Here is a 3,740-nt window from a genome sequence, read left to right as displayed (position 1 = left end):
TGCTGAAGACCATCTTCAAGGCACTACGCAACATCAGCCTCTGCCCGTGGCGCATCGTCGCCGCCCTCGTCCTCTCCACATCGAGCACGACCGCACAACATGATCACCCACAGCCACGAACGGCTCCCCGGAAAGGCTCAGTGGGCTTTTGTCGGAGTACCAGAGGTCGATCTGGCCCGGTTGATGCCGCTTGCGGAACCACACCAGCGTGAACAACGCCTGCTTCCCACAGCTCAGCACAACGTTGAGACAGTGACGGCGGGAACTGGGGAGGCCCTGGGGCACAAAGGAAACCAGACCATGGTCAGGACAGGTGACGTCAGGCATGGAGGTCTAGCTGAGCCAGTTCGGTGGGGGAGGCGCCGCCGATGAACGCGGCCACGATGTCTGCGCACAGGTCGGGGACCGCGGCCGCGACGTGGTAGCCGTCGACCGGGAGGACCAGGAAGCCGTAGTTGTCGTGGACCTCCGCGTTCCACAGGTCTCGGGAGGGGCCGTTGGCGAGCGTGCTGGCCTGGCTGGTGATCATCAGCGCCTTGGCCCGGATCAGCGCCAGTCGCGGTCGTAGGTCAAGGCCGGCGTTGTGGCTGGCCGCCCTGGCGACGAGGTCCTTGTTCGTGGCGCCCATCAGCTTGGCCCACCACTCCCGCTGCGCGTCCGAGACGCCCGAGCCGAGCCGGTAGCCCATGGTCTCGCCGGCCCACTGCTCGGTGCCGGCGGCGGTCACCTTGCCGGGGATGTCCGGCTGGTGCGAGATGCGACCGTTGCCCTCCGCCCACAGTGGACCGGTCAGCGCGGTGACGCTGCGGGTGCGCTCCGGGAACCGGGAAGCGAAGTCGAGACTGATGCTGCCGCCGAGCTTGGCGCCGACGATGTGCGCGGACTCCCACCCGGTCACGGCGAGGAAGTTGGCGAGCTCGGTGGCCAGCGACGCGATCGAGAAGTCGTAGGTCTCGATGTCCACTGTGGACCGGTCGAAGCCGGGCAGGTCGACCCGGACCACCCGGTACCGCCTGGACAGGTGGGGCACCCACGCCGTCCATGACCGGGACGACTCGGCCATGCCGTGCACCAGCAGCACGGTCTCCGGCTCCGGGCCCCACGGGTCGGCATGGCACTCCTCGGAGTAGTACATCGTGCACGCGTCGCTTGTCTCGATGACGGGCATTGACAACCAGCCTTCCGGTCACTTGATCACGGGGGAGTCGGTGGGGTCCTGCGCGTCCTTCTGCCGCCGGGCCCGTCGCCGGTTCCAGAACCACTGCTGTACCAGCATTCCGGCGGCGAACAGCAGCAGGAGCAGCGTGATGGGACGGGAGAAGAAGGCGCCGATGCTGCCCTCGGTGATCAGCACGCCGTGCCGGAAGTTGGTCTCCAGGAGTCCACTGAGGACGAACCCGATCGCGGTCGCGGCGACGGGGAAGTCGAACCTGCGAAGGAGGAACCCGACCACGCCGAACAGGATGATCATGTAGATGTCGAAGACGCGGCCCTCGGCGGCGAACGCGCCGAGCAGGATCAGGCTGACGCCGCCGCTGAAGATGGCCGCCGGCCACACCCGGGTGAGCTGGAACGCGTAGTAGGAGAACGCCCAGCCGAGCGGGAGCAGGAACAGGCCGGCGATGACCAGGCCGGCGGCCACCGTTCCGGTGAGCTCGGGTCTGGTCTGCAGAACGTTGGGCCCCGGCTCGATCCCTTGCAGTACCAGCGCTCCCATCAGCACGGCCATACTGCCGGAGCCGGGGATGCCGAGTCCGAGCGTCGGCACGAGCTCGCCGCCGATCACGGCGTTGTCCGCGGTGTTCTGGGCGACCAGACCCTCCCGCGACCCCTTGCCGAGCTCGTCCGGCTTGCGGGCGACCAGCCGGAGCTGCTGGTACACGATGAACGTCGCGGCGGTGGCGCCGAGGCCGGGGATCACGCCGATGAAGAAGGCGACCACGCAGCCGAACGCCGCGGCCACGAGTACCGACGGCAGGCTGCGCAGCGGCGCCCACACCCGGAGCCGTTGTGGCGCGAGTGCCTTGGCCGCGGTGGCGGCCGACGTGGCCCCGGACCTCGCGAAGGTGCCGGTGTAGAGCTGGTGCAGCAGTTCGCCGAGTCCCAGCAGCCCGACGGTGACCGCGACGATGTCCAGGCCGCGGTAGTTCTCCTGGATGCCGAGGACGAACCGGGGGACACTGGCGACCGGGTCCGCCCCGACGGTGCCGAAGATCAGCCCGATCACCAGTGCCGAGATGCCCTTCAGCAGGTCGCCCGCGGTGAGCGTCGCGACCGCGAGGAGCCCGATCACGGTCAGTGCGAACATCTCCGGGGCCAGGAAGCTGGGCGCGACGGCGGCGAGCGGGACGATCAGCAGCACGAAGCCGACGGCGCCGAGCACCTGCCCGATGAACGCGGCGACCAGGTTGAGGAACAGCGCCTCGCCGCCCTGGCCGCGTTTGAACATCGTGTAGCCCTCGACCACGGTCAGCACGGCGGACGGGGACCCGGGAATGCCCACGGTGATGGCCGTGACCCCGTTGCCGAACTGGGCGCCGGCCGCCGTCGCCACCAGCAGGAGCAACGCGTCCGAGACGCTCATCGAGTAGGTGAACGGCAGCGCCAGCGTGATCGCGATGACCAGCCCGAGCCCCGGCAGCGCGCCGACGACCATGCCCCACAGCACGCCGATGATGATGACCAGCAAGGAGAACGGCGTGACCGACGCCGCCATCCCATCCAGAAAATAACTCACGACATCCCCTCGCAGGCTCGGTGCTGCCGCTCGCGGTCGCCCTGTGTCATTTGTTCGCTCGCAAGCTCGCTCATGACTCCCCCTCGCAGGCTCCGGAGAGCCGCTCGCGGTCGCCCTGTGACATTGATTCGCTCGCAAGCTCGCTCATCGCATCGGCCCGCCGCCCGGCCACACGGGCAGGTCCAGGCCGAGCGCCGCGATGAACAGCAGGTAGCAGGCGGCCGGCAGGAGGATCGCGATGAGCGTGGTGACGACCGGGCGCTCCCGGCCCACCGCCACCGCGATCAGCGCGGCCACGAGCAGCGGGGTGGTGATGACGAAGCCGAGGCGGGGGAGCAGCACCGCGTAGCCGACACAGGCGACGATGGCGATGCCGACCTGTGCCGCCCGCCAGCGCGGGACCGGTTCTGTATCGTCAACCTCTCCTGCGTCCACTGTGGACACCGGGGCCTGGCGGCGCGCCAGCGACCGCACGATCAGCCCGATGCTCAGCACGGACAGCAGCACGCCGAGTGCGGTCGGCGCCGTGGCCGGGGTGAGCGGGTCGTTGCCGATCAGGTTGGTGTAGCTGATGTTCTGGCTCTCGACGATCACCAAGATACCGAACGCGAGTAGGACGATGCCTGGCGTGAGGTCGGCGCGGCTGCGCATCCGTACTCCTTCCTTACCGAAGGACCGGTGCTCTATTTGATGAGGCCGAGCTGCTTGCCGAGGTCGCGCGTATCGTCGAACGTGGTTTGCATGGCGTCCTGGGTCGCGGCGGCGTCGAGCGGCGTGGGGGTCCAGCCGAGCTTCACCATGGCGTCCTCGGCCGCCTTGACTCCCGCCGACTCGGTGACGAGCTTGCTCAGCCACGCCAGCTTGTCCGCCGGCACGTCGCGGCCGGTGACCACCTGCATCTGGTTCTCGACCACGAGGTCGTAGCCGGACTCCTTCATGGTGGGCACGTCCGGCGCGTCCGCGGTGCGCTCGGCGCCCATCGTGGCCAGGATGCGGATCTTGC

4 protein-coding genes and 1 pseudogene are annotated in these 3,740 nt (G+C 68.7%); 1 reads left to right on the top strand and 4 read right to left on the bottom strand.

The features are described from left to right. Positions 1–103: pseudogene (locus tag VFG33_RS15205) on the top strand (IS5/IS1182 family transposase); the annotation flags it as partial. A gap of 216 nt (positions 104–319) precedes the next feature. On the opposite strand, the gene VFG33_RS15200 reads toward VFG33_RS15205, so the two are convergent. The 4 genes from VFG33_RS15200 to VFG33_RS15185 all read right to left on the bottom strand — a co-directional run. After that, positions 320–1,168 (bottom strand): alpha/beta fold hydrolase, encoded by an 849-nt coding sequence (locus VFG33_RS15200; RefSeq protein WP_325026821.1) that lies wholly within the window; start codon positions 1,166–1,168, stop codon positions 320–322. 18 nt (positions 1,169–1,186) lie between these two features. Further along, positions 1,187–2,737, bottom strand: coding sequence for a tripartite tricarboxylate transporter permease (locus tag VFG33_RS15195; protein WP_325026819.1), 1,551 nt, complete (start codon positions 2,735–2,737; stop codon positions 1,187–1,189). Between the two features lie 144 nt (positions 2,738–2,881). Then, the gene (locus tag VFG33_RS15190) at positions 2,882–3,388 is read right to left on the bottom strand and encodes a tripartite tricarboxylate transporter TctB family protein (RefSeq protein WP_325026817.1); all 507 of its coding nucleotides are present in this window, start codon (positions 3,386–3,388) and stop codon (positions 2,882–2,884) included. A gap of 32 nt (positions 3,389–3,420) precedes the next feature. Then, positions 3,421–3,740 (bottom strand): tripartite tricarboxylate transporter substrate-binding protein (locus VFG33_RS15185; protein WP_325026814.1); only part of this gene is annotated, 320 nt, incomplete at its 5' end.

The organism is Kribbella sp. (assembly GCF_035687465.1).
In the GTDB taxonomy this organism is placed as follows: Bacteria; Actinomycetota; Actinomycetes; order Propionibacteriales; family Kribbellaceae; genus Kribbella.
Note: the sequence above shows the minus strand (reverse complement) of the source record. Positions and strands in the feature narration are given on the sequence as shown.